The organism is Absiella sp. AM09-50 (assembly GCF_003433845.1).
Lineage (GTDB): Bacteria > Bacillota_I > Bacilli_A > Erysipelotrichales > Erysipelotrichaceae > Hoskinsella > Hoskinsella hominis.
The window spans coordinates 1-3,188 of record NZ_QVFI01000004.1 but is presented as its reverse complement, the minus strand read 5'-3'; the positions used below and the strand labels follow the sequence as shown (position 1 = coordinate 3,188).

Sequence of the window (3,188 nt, the reverse complement as noted above, 5' to 3'; positions counted from 1 at the left end):
AAGAAAAACATAGATATTCACGAGTAAAGTTAAATAAAAAGTTAACAGTAACTCAGTAAACCTTTGAGAAAGCAAAAACACGAAGAAAAGTAGTGATTAAGTAAGAAAGGGCGTACGGTGGATGCCTAGGCACTTGGAACTGAAGAAGGACGCAGCAAACAGCGAAATGCTGCGGGGAGCGGTACGCACGCAAAGATCCGCAGATATCCGAATGGGGAAACCCGTCATCTGTAATAGGATGACACCCATGAGCGAATACATAACTCATGAGGGAGGTACCCGGGGAACTGAAACATCTAAGTACCCGGAGGAAAAGAAAATAAAGAATGATTCCGTAAGTAGCGGCGAGCGAAAGCGGAGGAGCCCAAACCAGTTCTCGAACTGGGGTTGTAGGACCACGACAAGACAAGAACGACGATAGGAGAACAGCATTGAAAGGCTGACCAAAGAGGGTGCAAGTCCCGTAACTGAAATCGTAGTGAAGTCTAGTGGGATCCTGAGTACGGCGAGACACGAGAAATCTTGTCGGAAGCAGGCGGGACCATCCGTCAAGGCTAAATATACCCAAGTGACCGATAGTGAACCAGTACCGTGAGGGAAAGGTGAAAAGAACCGCGGGAGCGGAGTGAAAGAGAACCTGAAACCGTATGCCTACAAGAAGTCAGAGCCCGTTAAAGGGTGATGGCGTGCCTTTTGTAGAATGAACCGGCGAGTTACGTTATCGTGCGAGGTTAAGTAGAAGATACGGAGCCGAAGCGAAAGCGAGTCTTAATAGGGCGGCAGTACGATGACGTAGACCCGAAACCGTGTGATCTAGCCATGACCAGGTTGAAGTTCAGGTGAAACTGAATGGAGGACCGAACCGACCCCCGTTGAAAAGTTGGCGGATGAGTTGTGGCTAGGGGAGAAATTCCAATCGAACACGGATATAGCTGGTTCTCCCCGAAATAGCTTTAGGGCTAGCGTCGAGGAAGAGTATGTTGGAGGTAGAGCACTGAATGTACGATGGCCCCATCCCGGGGTACTGAGTATAATCAAACTCCGAATGCCAATATATATACTCGGCAGTCAGACTGTGGGTGATAAGGTCCATGGTCAAAAGGGAAACAGCCCAGACCGCCAGTTAAGGTCCCAAAATGTATGCTAAGTGGAAAAGGATGTGGGGATGCACAGACAACTAGGAGGTTGGCTCAGAAGCAGCCACCCTTCAAAGAGTGCGTAACAGCTCACTAGTCGAGTGACCCTGCGCCGAAAATGTACCGGGGCTAAGCATACTACCGAAGCTGCGGATTTGTAGTAATACAAGTGGTAGGGGAGCGTTCCATACTGCGTAGAAGTCAGATCGTAAGGACTGATGGAGTGTATGGAAGTGAGAATGCCGGTGTGAGTAGCGAGATGTAGGTGAGAATCCTACACACCGATAGCCCAAGGGTTCCAGGGGAAGGTTCGTCCGCCCTGGGTAAGTCGGGACCTAACGCGAGGCCGAAAGGCGTAGTGGATGGAAAACAGGCAGATATTCCTGTACCCGCGATGGAAGTGAAGGAATGACGGAGAAGGCTAGTGTGACCCACTGAATGGATTGTGGGCGAAGCGAATAGCAGGACGGCAGTGAAATGCGTCGTCGAAATGTAAAACGTGACAGGTAAGGGAACGTCTACGGACAAGTACCGAAGCACATGAGGCCAGCTTCCAGGAAAAGTTTCTAGCATTAATTCCATAGCGGCCCGTACCAAAACCGACACAGGTGGGCAAGGAGAGGATCCTGAGGTGAGCGAGAGAACTGTTGCCAAGGAACTCGGCAAAATGACTCCGTAAGTTAGCGATAAGGAGTGCTCTTGTAAAAGAGAGCCGCAGTGAAGAGGCCCAAGCGACTGTTTAACTAAAACACAGCTCTCTGCAAAGTCGCAAGACGAAGTATAGGGGGTGACGCCTGCCCGGTGCTGGAAGGTTAAAAGGATCTGTGAATCGCAAGAGGAAGCAGTGAACTGAAGCCCCAGTGAACGGCGGCCGTAACTATAACGGTCCTAAGGTAGCGAAATTCCTTGTCAGGTAAGTTCTGACCCGCACGAAAGGCGTAACGATTTGGGCGCTGTCTCGGCAGCAGACTCGGTGAAATCTTAGTACCTGTGAAAATGCAGGTTACCCGCAACTAGACGGAAAGACCCCATGGAGCTTTACTGTAGCCTGATATTGAGTTTTGATCAAAGATGTACAGGATAGGTGGGAGGCGAAGAGACGTGTACGCCAGTATACGAGGAGCCGCTGTTGGGATACCACTCTTGTTTGATTGAAATTCTAACCTGCATCCATGAACTGGATGAGGGACCGTGTCAGGTGGGCAGTTTGACTGGGGCGGTCGCCTCCTAAAGAGTAACGGAGGCGCCCAAAGGTACGCTCAGATTGGATGGAAATCAATCGACGAGTGCAAATGCAGAAGCGTGCTTGACTGCGAGAGAAACAACTCGAGCAGGGACGAAAGTCGGGATTAGTGATCCGGCGGTGCCGAATGGAAGGGCCGTCGCTCAACGGATAAAAGCTACCCTGGGGATAACAGGCTGATCTCGCCCAAGAGTTCACATCGACGGCGAGGTTTGGCACCTCGATGTCGGCTCATCGCATCCTGGAGCTGAATTCGGTTCCAAGGGTTGGGCTGTCCGCCCATTAAAGCGGTACGCGAGCTGGGTTCAGAACGTCGTGAGACAGTTCGGTCCCTATCTGTTGTGGGCGAAGGAAATTTGAGGAGAGCTGTCCTTAGTACGAGAGGACCGGGATGGACCTACCGCTGGTGCACCAGTTGTTCCGCCAGGAGCATAGCTGGGTAGCTAAGTAGGGAAGGGATAAGCGCTGAAAGCATCTAAGCGCGAAGCCCCCTCCAAGATGAGATTTCCCATTCTTCGGAAGTAAGACCCCTTGAAGACGACGAGGTAGATAGGTCAGAGATGGAAACGTAGTGATACGTGGAGTTGACTGATACTAATAGGTCGAGGACTTAATCACAAGTCGACTGTTATTCAGTTTTGAGGGAGAGACCTCAAAAGAAAAGATCTGGTGATGAAGGCGAAGTGGACACACCTGTACTCATCCCGAACACAGAAGTTAAGCACTTCAGCGGCGACAATAGCTGGGCAAGCTCCAGTGAAGATAGCACGTTGCCAGGTCTGTTTGCCTCACATTTGTGAGGCTTTTTT

Annotated in this window: 2 rRNA genes; both read left to right on the top strand. The window is 50.7% G+C overall.

The features are described 5' to 3' along the window. Positions 1 to 94: 94 nt before the first annotated feature. Positions 95 to 2,997: ribosomal RNA gene (locus DW114_RS05045) — 23S ribosomal RNA — on the top strand. Positions 2,998 to 3,044: 47 nt separating this feature from the next. Continuing rightward, a 5S ribosomal RNA gene (gene rrf, locus DW114_RS05040) occupies positions 3,045 to 3,158 on the top strand. Positions 3,159 to 3,188: the final 30 nt, after the last annotated feature.